A 13,944-nucleotide genomic window follows, 5' to 3' on the forward strand; every position below is an offset into this window, starting at 1 on the left:
CTTGCCTAAATCGCTTTTAATTCCAACTGAAACTCGCATCTTGAGGAGGTTTGGGTATATCAGGTATACTCTTCGACACATCTTTATTATCAAGGTATTAGGTTGAAGTCCCATCTTGGCCGTAGGCCCTTTTCGGCTATGGAATTACATACCCTATATAATGGTTACATTTACGGTGATCAGCGTTTGGTGCGTGAACAAGCTAAGCACTGGCACTTTTGGCTTCCTTTATTTGCCTACTACACCGGTGCATACAGTGATGAAATTGGCCATTTAACCCTTGATAATATTGTCACCCTAGATGGTGTCCGCTGCTTTGATTTTCATACTCATGGCAAGATAAAGCCCCGCTATGTGCCTATCCACAATGCATTACTCGATGCAGGACTTAACCAATACTTAAGCTATTTAAGCGAACAAAACCAGCAACGGCTGATGTTTGATTTACCTGCTAAATCAGGTCGCTATAGCGAAAAAGTGCGTATTTGGTTTTCTGGTGAAGGTGAACGCGCTGGTTATTTACAAAAATGCGCTATTCCCAGTGTTGATCAACAAGGTATGAAAACTGCGATTAGTAGCTTACGACTTAACTTTGAACAACAAGTTCGCATTCACGCACTGCAAGCCAACTGTAAAGACGCCTTTAACTACTTACTTGGTTTTAAAGATTACAATGAGCAACGCTTTATTGATATGCAGTTATTAAATACCGTGCTACAAAATGTGCGACAAATAAACCCACAACTGCATTGGCAACGTTTCATCGACCGCCATAATTAGCTGACAAACTTTGTTACTAACTATTTATTACTGTTCAAATTAAAACCTGATAGCATGGTGATTCGCCCCTCATAGCAGGTGCCTTTCTAACAACAAAAAATCAGGGATACTTATGTTCTTAAAATGCCTATTAACGGTGAGTGTTGCACTTGCTGTTAGCTCTGCCCATGCCAATGAATATGTTATCGAAAAGCTTGCCAAGCCTAGTTCACAACAAGTAGCACTTACGCTTGATCCTGCAAAGGACAATTTTTCTGGTCATACCGAAATTGCCCTAGAAGTTCTAAAAGCGACAAATTATATCGAATTAAACGGTATTGATTATGCCGTTAGCATGGCAAAAATTTTAGGTGCAGAAAACTGTGACCTAAGCGCTGAAATGCTAAAAACAGGTAAAGTTAAATTTTCTTGTGATGAAAAAATTCAACCTGGGAAATACACATTAAAAGTTGATTTTACAGCACCTTACAACCGTCAAAGTGTTGGTTTATATAAAACTCTAGATCAAGGTACGCCTTATCTTTTCACACAATTTGAAATGAGTGATGCTCGTCGCGCATTCCCTGTTTTTGATGAGCCAAGTTATAAAATTCCATTTCAACTAACAATCACTGCGCCAACATCACAAAAAGTGTATGCCAATACACCGGTATTAAAAACCAAAGTTGATGGCGATATGACAACGCACTTTTTCGACAAAACACCACCGATTCCTTCTTACTTAGTAGCAATGGCTGTCGGCCCATTTGAAGAGCTCGAAATTAAAGGCATGCCAATTCCTGGCCGCGTTCTGACTCCACAAGGTAAAATTCATCTTGCTGACTACGCAAAAGAAAATATGCCTCGAGTGTTAAAAGCACTGGAAGATTATTTTGGCATTCCTTACGTTTACAAAAAACTAGACTCAGTGGCAGTGCCAGAATTCCCATTTGGCGCGATGGAAAATGCTGGTCTAGTTACTTACCGTGAAGACATTTTACTGGTAGATCTAGCAACAGCAACGCGCAGTAAAAAAGAGCGTAATGTATCAATCATTGCCCATGAATTAGCGCACCAATGGTACGGTAACCTAGTTACCATGAAATGGTGGAATGACTTATGGTTAAACGAAGCGTTCGCAAGCTGGATGGCAGCGAAGATCACTGCGCAAATCAACCCAGAGTTTGAATCACACTTAGACTTACCACAAAATTATGTAATGGCATTAGACGCGCGTTTAAGTACTAAGCCTATTCGTAAGCCAATCAAAACCGAAGCAGATATCATGGATGGCTTAGGCCTTGCTTACAGTAAAGGCAGCGCAGTGTTATCTATGGTTGAAAACTGGATAGGCGAAGAGGCATTCCAACAGGGTATTCGTGCTTATTTGAAGAAATTCTCTTATAAAAATGCAGAAGCAGCCGATCTTTGGCAAGCATTAGGCGAAGCGTCTAATAAAGATGTAGCAAGTGTTCTGAAATCGTTTATCGAACAATCATCTTTCCCTCTTATTAAAGTAACGCAAGATGGTAAGAAAATTAATATCAGCCAAAGCCGCTTTGTAAATGCTGGCGTTGATGCACCTGCACAGCTTTGGAATGTTCCGGTTTCTATTAAGTATGGTGCGGGCGACAAAGTTAAAACCGCAAGTGTACTGCTGAACAGAGAAACACAGCAACTAACTCTCGACTTTGAACCTGAGTGGATCTACCCAGATCAAGGGGCTATGGGTTATTACCGTTGGGTGTTAAATGATGCACAGTTTAATGCTCTATTAGAGAATGCTGCTGACAAGCTAACGGTGCGTGAGCGCTTAGCGCTACTTTCTGCAGTTGATTCATTACTTGATGCAGGTGTTATCTCTGCGGCTCACTTAATGCAAACTTTAGAAGCTTTTGTGAGTGATGCTCACCCATTAGTGGCAAACACAGCATTAGGTTACCTTGCTGCTCAAAAACGCGTATTCGAAGACGACAGCAACCGTGACCTATGGCCTAAGTTTATCCGTAACAGCATTGCACCTGCGGCGAAGCAGTATGGCTTAACAGCAAAAGTAGGTGAAGACGCTGCGGTATCGCAATTACGTGCGCAAGTTATTGCCCGTTTAGGTTTTGATGGCCAAGATCAAAAAGTCATTGATACCGCAAAAGCACAAGCGGCGTTGTACTTAAGCAACCCTGAAAATGTTGACCCATATTTAGCATCAACTTACTTAAACCTTGCGGCTTACCATGGTGATGCCAAGTTACTTGAAAAGTACAAGCAAACCTTTAAAACCACCAAAGATCCTCAAGTTCGTACTAAAATGCTGGCAGCGATGGGTTACTTTGGTAAACCTGAGTTACAAAAAGCGGTTCTAGAGTACAGCTTAACAGATAACGTAACAGCCTCTGATATGCGTACGTTATTAGGTGGTTTGGGTTATGGTAAAGAGCGTGAAGCACTGTTTATTGAATGGATTTACAACAATTACGATGCTATCACTAAGAACTTACCTCCGTTCTTTGTTCCAAACTTACCATTCTTCACAACCGCAAGCTGTGATGCGCAAAGCCTAGAGAAAACTAAAACCTTCTTCAACGATAAAATCACTGAAGTACCAGGTTATGCTCGCTCTCTTAGTAAGCTTGAAGAAAGTGTTAATGATTGTATCGCACTGAAAAAACGTGAGTTAAATTCAGTGAATAGTTTCCTAAAACGCTAATTAAAGCAAATACGAAAAGGGCCACAATGTGGCCCTTTTTTATTGCGCTAAAATAGCAGTTAACTTAGTTATAAATTGCTCAGCCGCTTCAGGTGAGGTGACTTTAAATGCAATACCATAATGAATGGGCTGTGCACTTTTATAAATGCGCGTTGGAAAACGGGTCATTTCACTACTGTGAAAGTAGTCTTTGATACGCGTAATGCCCTCTATTGACTCGAAATCAGCACTGAATACTTCAAAAATAGGTCTAATAACGATTTTTGCTTGGCCACTTTGCTCATGAACATAAAATGCCTCTTTTGAGCTAGCTGGCATAAATTCGTTAATATTCTTAATTTTAAAATTACTGCGGCAGCCCGCTTTTACCAGCTGTACACTCACTTGCTCGGCAGAAAAAGACAAAGGCGTTCCTTACATATAACGTGGATAGTTTAGCCACAGTACAGCAATCAGGCTGAAACCGTTACTCATTTATTACATACAAATGCCAGCTTGCTCTGTTTGTAATTTAAACGCGAGATTGAACCTTCACAAAAGCGTCTTAAATCGAGCCACTGTGATACTACTTCAGGCTCTGTCAAACTGCGCTTATGAACTCGGTTATTAACCGCATAGGCTACAGTGTCTTTGTCAATTAAAGCAAAGTCTTGCACCGACTCCGGTAATCTAAATAAATCATTAACTTCCTCAGTTTGCGGCGTAAAGCGTGCAACCCAGTTTTGGCTATCTTTGTTATAACTAAACAAATAACTGTTTGTGTGTTCATCAAAAATTAAAGTACGGCCAATATCACCGGCAATGACACGCGGTTTAGCAGCTGCAACACGAGTGTATTGCAACGTATGCGGCTCACCTAAGATGAACATAATCAGATCTTCATCAGCGCCCCAAGCGTGGTAGCCAACCGGCTCAATCCATTCAAAAACTCGGCTAGCAACAGATTCTTCTGCTAATGGATACTGCCATAACTTTTGCTTGCCATCTGCTTCGACCACGATTGCCGACAAGGCTTGCTGATTTGGCATCAGCGTAGGCGAGTATTCACTGACAGGCGTGTTGGTGATATTCACGCTGCTCTTAGATGTAAAGTTATAAAACGCAATATCGGTTTGTGACTGGCCATTTTCGTCAACAACCTCATGGGTATAGTAAAGCCCTGTATCAACTAAAAATGGTTGATTATTATAAGCTTTATCATCTGTTACTCGCGACACCTGCATACCATATGGGGTGTCTAACTCGGCAAGTAATATTTCGCTTTTAGGCATCGCTGCATGTAAGTGACTGGTAAAAAATGTCCCTGCTGCGACGAAAAGTAAAGACGAAATCAATTTCATGTTGTTCTCTCGTTTTAATTTTTATCAGCCCATGATAGCGTTAATTAATCCGCCAGTCACTTGACCTTACCATGCTCGACCTTTATAACTAGGACGTGTTCGTTTTTTATCAGTTTCTACTGATTGATTTTATGCACGATAATACCAATCGAGCTAAGTAACTGACCATTTAACACGCTAGAATGGTTAACAATTTAAGCCGACTGGTATCAACAATAACGAGAATAATTATGTCAGCTAAACACCCAATCATCGCTATTACCGGTTCATCTGGGGCGGGGACTACCACAACCACCAATGCTATTAAGCACATTTTTAGAAGCTTAAGCATTGATGCAGCCTTCATCGAAGGCGATAGCTTTCATCGTTATACGCGTCCAGAGATGGATAAAAAAGTTCGTGAAGCACAACAAGAAGGCAAGCATATTAGCTACTTTGGCCGAGAAGCTAACGATTTTGGCGCCCTTGAGGAGCTTTTTTACCAATATGGCGAAACCGGGCAAGGTAAAATCAGACGCTACTTACATACCTTTGACGAAGCGGTTCCTTATAACCAACTACCGGGCACCTTTACCCCTTGGCAAGATTTAGAATCAAATACAGATATCTTATTCTATGAAGGTTTACATGGTGGTGCTGTCGATGAGAATCATGATGTTGCTAAGCATGTTGATTTATTGATTGGCATGGTGCCTATTATTAACCTTGAGTGGATCCAAAAGCTCATTCGCGACACCTCTGAACGAGGCCACTCTCGTGAAGCGGTAATGGGCTCTATTGTGCGTTCAATGGACGACTACATAAACCATATTACTCCGCAGTTTTCGCGTACTCATATTAACTTCCAGCGAGTGCCTACCGTTGATACCTCAAACCCATTCAGCGCAAAAGATATTCCTTCTTTAGATGAAAGCTTTGTTGTTATCCGCTTTCGCGGCATAGATGACGTGGATTTTCCCTACTACTTGAGCATGATTGAAGGCAGTTTTATGTCTCGTATTAATACGCTTGTGGTGCCTGGAGGCAAAATGGGCTTAGCAATGGAGCTCGTTTTAACGCCGTTAATTAAAGATATTATTTTGAAAAAGCGCGCACTTGAAAATTTAGCCCCGGTTGACTTGCCGATTTAACTCACTCGGGTACACTGCTGACTCTGTCGAAAATAATGGAGTCGTCGGCTTGAAACAAACATTACGTGTTATTGTCGGTTCAAAGAACCCTGTTAAAATTAACGCAGCTAAACATGTCTTTAGTCTTTACTTCCCAAACCATACGATTGAATGCCTAGGCGAACATGCGCCTTCTGGTGTTCCAGATCAGCCGCTAGGCGAAGACGAAACCCGTATTGGCGCTGAAAATCGTGTTAAATATTGCCAAAACCACTTTGATGCCGACTTTTATGCAGCAATGGAAGGTGGCGCAGAACAATTTAGTTATGGCGCAGCAACCTTTGCCTTTGTGGTGATTGCAAACACGCAACAATTTAGCGTTGGTCGCAGTAGTAACCTGCCGTTACCGCAACCTTTTTACGATGCCTTGCTAGCTGGTAAAGAACTAGGTGATGTCATGGATGATGCATTCAATACCGTTAATATTAAACAACAAGGTGGCGCTATTGGCTTACTAACCAATCACCTTGCTACGCGTGAAAGCACTTATGTACAAGCGCTGACACTGGCAATGGCGCCATTTTTACACCCTACTCTATTCAATCAGTAATTAGGATAACCATGAAGTATAGCCACGTATTATTCGATGCCGATGAAACGCTATTTAGCTTTAATGCATTTGAAGGTTTAAAAGTGATGTTCGCTAATTACGGCGTAGAATTTACTGATTCAGATTATCATCATTACCAAGCAACCAATAAGCCGCTTTGGGTTGCTTATCAAAAGCACGAAATTACTGCTAGTGAGCTGCAGATAACTCGCTTTACAGAATGGGCGAATAAACTCGATGTGCCAGCAAAAGCACTGAACGATGGCTTCTTAGACGCTATGGCTTCTATTTGTGTGCCACTACCCGGTGCCGTTGAATTACTAACAAAATTAAAACCACACGCCAAGCTAGGCATCATTACCAATGGATTTGCTAAGTTACAACAAAAACGCCTAGAGCACACTGGTCTACAGGATATGTTCGATTGGCTTGTTATTTCAGAATTAGTCGGTAAAGCAAAGCCTGCCCCAGAAATTTTTCAACATACATTTCAACTCATGGGTAATCCGCCAAAAGAGCAGATTTTAATGGTTGGTGATACCGCCGCCAGCGATATTTTAGGCGGACACAATGTCGGTATCGACACTTGCTGGTTGCAACATCCTGGGGTTGAGTTACCAGAAGATATTAAACCAACCTATCAAATCAATCAGTTGGTCGAGCTTGAAGCGATTCTTGGCTTATAGTTCTAGATAAATGATTGGCAAAAAAAAATGACGCTTAAAGCGTCATTTTTTATAACTGTAATATGCTTGCGATTAAGCTGTCGCTACTTCTAGGCCTGGTGCTGGCATCGTTACTGGGGTATCGAATGTTGCCCATTCCCATGCTGACTCAGTCGCCATAATTTTACGAAGTAGTTTATTGTTTAAATCATGGCCTGATTTATAAGCCGTGATTTTACCTAGAATGTTGTGGCCAGTCATAAACATATCGCCCACACAGTCTAAGATCTTGTGTTTCACAAACTCATCGCTATAACGTAAGCCGTTTGGATTTAGTACTTTAAACTCATCCAATACAACTGCGTTATCCATGCTACCACCTAATGCTAGGTTGTTAGCGTGCATATACTCGATATCTTTCATAAAGCCGAAAGTACGTGCGCGGCTGATTTCTTCAGTGAAGCTTTGTGCCGTGATATCTAAACCGATACGTTGGCGGCTTTCATTGATTGCTGGGTGATCAAACGCAATTTCAAAATCGATGTGGAAACCATCGTATGGTTCGATCTCAGCCCATTTATCGCCTTCTTCAATACGTACTTTTTCTTTAATACGAATAAAGCGCTTAGCTGCATTTACTTCTTTAATGCCGCCTTTTTGTAACAAATAGATGAATGGTAATGCACTACCATCCATGATTGGTACTTCTGAGCTGTCTAATTCAACAATTAGATTATCAATACCCATTGCCGCTACCGCCGCAATAAGGTGCTCAGTCGTAGATAAACGAACGCCATCTTTGTTTGTTAAACAGGTACATAGTTGCGTATCACCAACGGCTTCTGGTGTTGTTTCAAAATCAACAACCGGATCAAGGTCTACGCGACGAAATACTATCCCAGTATTTGCGCTCGCAGGTCGGAGAGTAATAGTGACCTTCTCACCTTTATGAAGTCCAATTCCTATGGCTTTGACTACTTCTGCAATCGTACGCTGTTTAATCATAGGTTCGCTCACTTATAGTTACAGTTAGACGGCGAATTGTATCATAAATACATCCAGCTGCCAATTTGTTTATTTATCAAACAAAATAACCAGTAAAAGTCTATTTAGTCAGCTTGCTTTCTAAGAAAAGCAGGGATATCGAAATAATCTCCCCCTTCTGACTTATCAGATTTTTTGCTGCTCTCAGTGCTGCTAGATACTGAGCTGCTCGTTGTACTTTGTTGTACTGGCTCTTGCTTTTCAGACGCAGATGACATGCTTACATCATCGCTGCTACCTTGACTTGCAAAGCTTGGTACATACATGCTGCTCGTTGTTTGGTTCATTGAGCTTTGTACATCAGAACCTGATGCTTTCTTAAAGCCATTATCAACAATACCAAACTGTGGACGACGATCGCCGCCTAAACCTGTTGCAACAACCGTTACACGTAACTCGTCGCTCATTTCAGGGTCAATTACCGCACCTACAACCACTGTTGCGTTTTCTGACGCAAGTGCTTTAACGTGGTTACCAACGATTTCAAATTCTTCAATCGCAATATCCATACCTGCAGTGATATTAACTAGGATACCTTTAGCACCTGTTAAATCGACATCTTCAAGTAGTGGGCTTGAGATAGCTGCTTCTGCCGCTTCTTGTGCTCGGTCAGGACCAGACGCAGATGCTGTACCCATCATCGCAGTCCCCATCGCTGACATAACAGTACGTACGTCGGCGAAATCCACGTTGATTAGACCAGAACGGGTGATTAGCTCTGCAATACCTTGTACCGCACCAAATAAAACGTCATTCGCTTTTGCGAAGGCATCTAATAGTGTAGTGCCTTTGCCTAAAACTTTAAGCAATTTGTTGTTAGGAATTGTAATAAGTGAATCTACAGTTTCTGACAATTCATTAATGCCTTGTTCAGCAGCTGCAGCACGCTTTTTACCTTCAAAGTCAAACGGGCGCGTTACAACTGCAACCGTTAAAATGCCTAACTCTTTAGCAATTTTAGCAACCACTGGCGCAGCACCTGTACCGGTACCACCACCCATACCAGCCGCGATGAACACCATGTCAGCGCCTTCAAGGCTGGCACGGATAGTCTCAGCGTCTTCTTCAGCTGAATTACGGCCCACTTCTGGGTTAGCACCCGCACCTAGACCAGAGGTGATTTGTGTACCTAGCTGTACAGTTACATCAGCTGATGAATTACGTAATGCTTGTGCATCCGTATTCGCGGCAATGAAACGTACGCCTTCAATTTGTTGTTTTACCATGTGCTCAACAGCGTTACCGCCGCCACCGCCCACGCCAATTACTTTAATGACAGCTTCTTCGCTGTGCTGTTCCATCATATCAAACATGTTTACTCTCCGACTTGAGTTTTAAAACTCACCTTGGAACCATTTAGTAATACGGTTCCACCAATTATTATCACCTTCAGCTTTCGATTTTTGTGCATTCATCGATTGCATAGTACGGCCGTATTGTAACAAACCAACCGCGGTCGCGTACGAAGGATCATCTACATAATCTGTCAAACCAACCATCCCGATCGGCTTGCCAATTCTGACTGGCATTTGGAAAATGTCTTCTGCCACTTCCATTGCCCCAGCCATTTTTGCTGTTCCGCCAGTAATGACGAGACCTGCAGCAATTTGGTCTTCAAAACCTGAGCGACGTATTTCTTCCATAGCCAGCTCAAATAACTCTCTAAAACGTGGCTCAACAACCTCAGATAAGGTATGGCGCGACATAATACGCGCAGGTCTGCCACCTACACTCGGTACTTCAATCGTATCTTCGTTGCTTGCCATTTGGCTACTTGCACACGCATATTGTACTTTGAGTGACTCAGCATGTGATATAGGAGTTCTAAATATTTTTGCAATATCACCAGTCACTTGGTTACCAGCTACCGGAATAACGGCTGAGTGACGAAGCGCACCATTAATATAAATAGTGATATCCATCGTACCACCACCAATATCTAAAACAGCTACACCGAGCTCTTTTTCATCGTCGGTTAATACTGAATAACATGATGCCAATGCCGTGAAGATCAACTGATCAACTTCAAGCCCACAGCGCTCAACACATTTTTCGATATTCTTAGCCATATCGTTTGAGCAAGTAATGATATGCGCCCGAGCTTCCATACGTACACCGCTCATACCTAATGGGTTTTTAATCCCTTCTTGCATATCGATGCTGTACTCTTGTGGCAGTGCATGCAGCATTTTTCGTTCTGCCGAAATAGGGACCGAACGAGCAATGTGGATCACATTTTCAATATCTTCGTCAGTCACTTCAGTGTTGTTAATCGCAACGACACCGCTTTCGTTTTGGCACTGGATATGTTTTCCAGAAATACCCAAATAAACAGAGCTGATACGACAATCAGCCATCAACTCAGCTTCGTCTATAGCGCGACGAATCGACTCAGAAACAAGGTTAAGGTCGTTAACGCCACCTTTATCCATACCATGCGATACTTGGCTGCCAACACCCACAATGCTTAGTTTATTATCTGCGGTGATTTCACCAACGGTGGCCACAACTTTCGATGTGCCAACGTCTAATCCAATCACTAGGTTTCTTTCTGCTGACTTGGTCATGCCTTACTCTTATTTTCTAATTGTTCTTCTTGCAATGGCTTCCAGCTCACTGCAAGGCCGGTATCATACCGTAAATCAACAACATCGATTTGTGCATCTGCACGTTGTTCCATGCGCGGATACACGTCAATAAAACGCTGTACACGCTTTGCTTTTTCTTTGCGGCCTAAGTTCAGGCGAATGCCGTTATCAAGCCATAACTGCCACGAAAAGCGCTCAGAAAGCGCTAAACTGGTCAGCTCTAAGTTATTCAATTTTAGCATTTCTTGAAATTGACGAAATGCTGTCCACGCTTCGATTTCACTGCCTTCTGGGCCATATAGTTGAGGCAAGCTAGTGGGTAATTTGTCACTACTTGCTTGAAACACTTCACCAGCTTGATTTAACAGTAAATCACTATTCCAGTGCGCTACAGCTTGGTGCTCTACTACATATACCTGCAAGGTATCAGGCCATTGTTTTCTGACCGATGCCGTAGCAACCCAAGGCAAGCTTTGTACTAAGCGTTGCACATGTTTTACGTCTAATTCAAAAAAACTCGATAAGTCGGCTTTTCTTATTGCACCAATAATTGCTTTTTCATCAGTGTATTGGGGCTGCCCTAAAACTGATAAATGCTTTATTTGCGCGTCTTTGTTCTCTACCAACCAATCTGAGACGCCTGTGGTGATTTTTACTAATGCAAAAATCACCAATAGAAAAAAGCTCACACCAAAAATCAGCGACCAGTTTAACTGCTGTTTTAATTGTTGCACTTTTTCTAAAAAAGGATGCATATTAAAGTGTTTGCTCCAAAATGCGAACAACTAATTGCTCAAAGCTTGAACCATTCGCTTTTGCCGCCATTGGTACTAAAGACTTTTCGGTCATGCCAGGTACCGTATTTACTTCTAATAAGTAAAAGTTACCTTGCTGATCACGCATTGCATCAACACGGCCCCAACCACTTGCACCGACTAAATCAAACGCTTTTAATGCCATATCTTGCAATAATTCAGTTTCTTGCACAGATAAATCTGCAGGGCAATGGTACTGAGTTGTATTTGATTGATACTTAGCTTGATAGTCATAAAAGCCATTTGGCGTCGTCATCTCAATGACAGGTTGAACATCTTGCCCTAGTACAGCAACGGTAAATTCACGGCCTGAGATCCACTGTTCCACCAGTACTTGGCTATCAAACTTAAATGCGGCATTAAGTGCAGTATCTAGTTGCTCTGCGTTATTTGCTTCTGCCATACCAATACTTGAACCTTCATGTGACGGTTTTACCATCACTTTGCCAAATTCATTGATAATCGCTTGGCTATCAAATTCATGGCGGCTATCAACTACAGCATAGGGTGCTGTGCTCAGCCCCATTGCTTTAAATAAATGCTTACAACGCACCTTATCCATCGCAAGCGCTGAGCCAAGAACATCACTACCAGTATAGGGGATCCCCATAAATTCTAGAGCGCCCTGAATAGTGCCATCTTCACCACCGCGGCCATGAAGAGCAATAAATACACGTTCAATGTTTAACTCTTTTAATTGCCATAACGGCTGATCTTTCGGATCAAAAGCAATGGCATTAACACCCACACTTTGCAAAGCGCTCAATACGGCTTGGCCTGATTTTAGAGAAACTTCTCGTTCGGCAGATGTGCCACCAAAAAGTACCGCTACTTTGCCAAATTTGTCGCTTAACTGGCTCATACATTTACCTGCTTTAGTTGTTCAATAGACAACTTAGTTGCTGCTAACTTTTTCACTAACTGGCCTATGTTACCAGCGCCCTGTGTTAAAACTAAATCATTATCTTGCAGTGTATTCGCAAGTACACCGGCAAGCTCAGAGCTACTAGCAACATGTAATGGCTCTTTACCTCGCTGTCGTAAGCTACGGCATAAACTCTTGCTGTCAGCACCGACAATTGGCTCTTCACCTGCTGAATACACATCAAGCAATAACAACTGATCAACGTCAGCCAGTACTTTTACAAAATCCTCGTACAAGTCACGAGTACGACTATAACGGTGCGGCTGGTAAACCATCACTAAACGTTTATCCGGCCACCCTTCACGAACCGCCGCAATTGTCGCTGCCACTTCTGATGGGTGGTGACCATAATCATCAACTAACATGACATTGCCGCGCTCATTTTCAAAGTTTCCGTAATGCTGAAAACGACGACCCACCCCTTCAAATTTTGTTAGCGCTTCTAAAATTGCATGGTTAGCAATGTTTTGATCTTTAGCAACTGCAATCGCAGCCGTTGCATTAAGCGCGTTGTGCTTGCCCGGCATATTAAGCGTTACTGCTAGGCTTTCACCTTGTTTATTCACCACATTAAATGAACAAGTATTCGCTGTTTGGCTAAAATCAGCCATTCGATAATCAGCTTCTGCTGATTCACCATAGGTAATAACAGGACGCCCAAAGCGAGGGATCAGCTCTGCCGCAACTTCAGAATCAATACACACTACAGCTAAACCATAAAACGGTAAGTTATGAATGAAATCAACATACGTGTCTTTCATTTTTTCTAAGCTACCGCCATAGGTGTCCATGTGATCTTCTTCTACATTGGTGATCACCGATACCATAGGTTGTAAATGTAAGAATGACGCATCACTCTCATCAGCTTCAGCTATTAAAAAATCGCTTTTACCTACCTTGGCATTACTCCCTGCACTATTTAACAAGCCACCAATAATAAAGGTTGGATCAAGGCCTGCTTGTGCATAAATGCTGGCAATTAAACTGGTTGTTGTGGTTTTACCATGGGTGCCTGCCACTGCGATACCGTGGCGAAAACGCATTAATTCAGCCAGCATTTCTGCACGGCGAACAATTGGAATACGCGCCGCTTTGGCTGCTTTAATCTCAGGGTTTTGCTCATTAATCGCACTTGATACCACCACAACACTGGCATCTTTTACATTATTTTCGTCATGACCAATAAATACTTCTGCACCCAGTTGAATTAAGCGCTCAGTCATCGCACTGTGCGCAATGTCTGAACCTGTGATGCGGTAGCCTTCAAAAGCAAGTACTTCGGCAATACCACCCATACCTGCGCCACCAATACCAACAAAGTGGATGGTGTCGATACGACGCATCGCAGGGCGAGTGTTGTTTTCTTTCATCGTGCTTTCTTTCAC

At 42.3% G+C, this 13,944-nt stretch carries 13 protein-coding genes; 5 read left to right on the forward strand and 8 right to left on the reverse strand.

Annotated features, from left to right (window positions below; genetic code table 11):
• Positions 1–102: 102 nt before the first annotated feature.
• Positions 103–780, forward strand: coding sequence for a hypothetical protein (locus HYD28_16345; GenBank protein QLE10398.1), 678 nt, complete (start codon positions 103–105; stop codon positions 778–780).
• 112 nt (positions 781–892) lie between these two features.
• Complete coding sequence (locus HYD28_16350; GenBank protein ID QLE10399.1) at positions 893–3,463, forward strand: M1 family metallopeptidase; 2,571 nt, start codon at positions 893–895, stop codon at positions 3,461–3,463.
• A 39-nt stretch (positions 3,464–3,502) separates the two neighbouring features.
• On the opposite strand, the gene HYD28_16355 is transcribed toward HYD28_16350, so the two are convergent.
• Complete coding sequence (locus HYD28_16355) at positions 3,503–3,868, reverse strand: hypothetical protein (GenBank protein QLE10400.1); 366 nt, start codon at positions 3,866–3,868, stop codon at positions 3,503–3,505.
• Positions 3,869–3,933: 65 nt separating this feature from the next.
• Complete coding sequence (locus HYD28_16360) at positions 3,934–4,803, reverse strand: hypothetical protein (GenBank protein QLE10401.1); 870 nt, start codon at positions 4,801–4,803, stop codon at positions 3,934–3,936.
• Between the two features lie 230 nt (positions 4,804–5,033).
• On the opposite strand from HYD28_16360, the gene HYD28_16365 reads away from it, so the two are divergent.
• Genes HYD28_16365 through yjjG form a run of 3 tightly spaced genes read left to right on the forward strand, consistent with a single transcriptional unit; the run spans position 5,034 to position 7,208 of the window.
• A complete protein-coding gene (locus HYD28_16365) occupies positions 5,034–5,933 on the forward strand; it encodes a phosphoribulokinase (protein ID QLE10402.1) in 900 nt (299 codons plus the stop codon).
• A 49-nt stretch (positions 5,934–5,982) separates the two neighbouring features.
• Positions 5,983–6,522 (forward strand): inosine/xanthosine triphosphatase, encoded by a 540-nt coding sequence (gene yjjX, locus HYD28_16370; protein QLE10403.1) that lies wholly within the window; start codon positions 5,983–5,985, stop codon positions 6,520–6,522.
• An 11-nt stretch (positions 6,523–6,533) separates the two neighbouring features.
• Positions 6,534–7,208, forward strand: coding sequence for a pyrimidine 5'-nucleotidase (yjjG, locus tag HYD28_16375; GenBank protein ID QLE10404.1), 675 nt, complete (start codon positions 6,534–6,536; stop codon positions 7,206–7,208).
• Positions 7,209–7,280: 72 nt separating this feature from the next.
• On the opposite strand, the gene lpxC is transcribed toward yjjG, so the two are convergent.
• The 6 genes from lpxC to murC all read right to left on the reverse strand — a co-directional run bounded on the left by lpxC (position 7,281) and on the right by murC (position 13,944).
• Entirely contained in the window at positions 7,281–8,192 is a 912-nt protein-coding gene (gene lpxC, locus HYD28_16380; GenBank protein ID QLE10405.1) for a UDP-3-O-acyl-N-acetylglucosamine deacetylase, read from the reverse strand.
• Between the two features lie 104 nt (positions 8,193–8,296).
• Complete coding sequence (ftsZ, locus tag HYD28_16385; protein ID QLE10406.1) at positions 8,297–9,544, reverse strand: cell division protein FtsZ; 1,248 nt, start codon at positions 9,542–9,544, stop codon at positions 8,297–8,299.
• A gap of 21 nt (positions 9,545–9,565) precedes the next feature.
• Positions 9,566–10,798 carry a cell division protein FtsA gene (ftsA, locus tag HYD28_16390; GenBank protein ID QLE10407.1) on the reverse strand — a complete coding sequence of 411 codons (1,233 nt, stop codon included), beginning with the start codon at positions 10,796–10,798 and terminating at the stop codon, positions 9,566–9,568.
• Positions 10,795–11,574 (reverse strand): FtsQ-type POTRA domain-containing protein, encoded by a 780-nt coding sequence (locus tag HYD28_16395; GenBank protein ID QLE10408.1) that lies wholly within the window; start codon positions 11,572–11,574, stop codon positions 10,795–10,797. Before HYD28_16395 ends, ftsA begins: the two co-directional genes overlap by 4 nt.
• Position 11,575: 1 nt before the next feature.
• Entirely contained in the window at positions 11,576–12,496 is a 921-nt protein-coding gene (locus HYD28_16400; protein ID QLE10409.1) for a D-alanine--D-alanine ligase, read from the reverse strand.
• The gene (gene murC, locus HYD28_16405) at positions 12,493–13,944 is read right to left on the reverse strand and encodes a UDP-N-acetylmuramate--L-alanine ligase (GenBank protein ID QLE10410.1); all 1,452 of its coding nucleotides are present in this window, start codon (positions 13,942–13,944) and stop codon (positions 12,493–12,495) included. The genes HYD28_16400 and murC overlap by 4 nt, the downstream gene beginning before the upstream one ends.

The sequence above is a fragment of the Pseudoalteromonas shioyasakiensis genome (genome assembly GCA_013391845.1).
Taxonomy (GTDB): domain Bacteria; phylum Pseudomonadota; class Gammaproteobacteria; order Enterobacterales; family Alteromonadaceae; genus Pseudoalteromonas; species Pseudoalteromonas apostichopi.